1 protein-coding gene is annotated in these 283 nt (G+C 60.1%); it reads left to right on the top strand.

Going from position 1 to position 283, the window contains the following annotated elements:
• Positions 1–283: IS256 family transposase (locus tag B7449_RS19245; protein WP_048884120.1), on the top strand; the 283-nt coding region annotated here is incomplete at both ends.

Here is a 283-nt window from a genome sequence, read left to right as displayed (position 1 = left end):
CACAGCCTGAACTTCTGCTCATGGAAGGACCGTAAGGCCGTGGCTGCCGACCTGCGCCGGATCTACGGGGCCGCCACCGCTGACATGGCGGCCGCCGAACTTGATGCGTTCGAGGGGAAATGGGCCGGGAAATACGCGTCAATCGCCCCGGCATGGCGCCGGGCATGGCCAGAAGTGATCCCGTTTTTTGCCTTCGATCCGGCAATCCGAAAGATCATATACACCACGAACGCCATTGAGAGCCTGAACAGGGTTATCCGCAAATCGATCAAGACGCGCGGTT

The organism is Komagataeibacter intermedius TF2 (assembly GCF_000964425.1).
GTDB lineage: Bacteria > Pseudomonadota > Alphaproteobacteria > Acetobacterales > Acetobacteraceae > Komagataeibacter > Komagataeibacter intermedius.
This window is presented reverse-complemented; position numbering and strand designations above follow the sequence as displayed.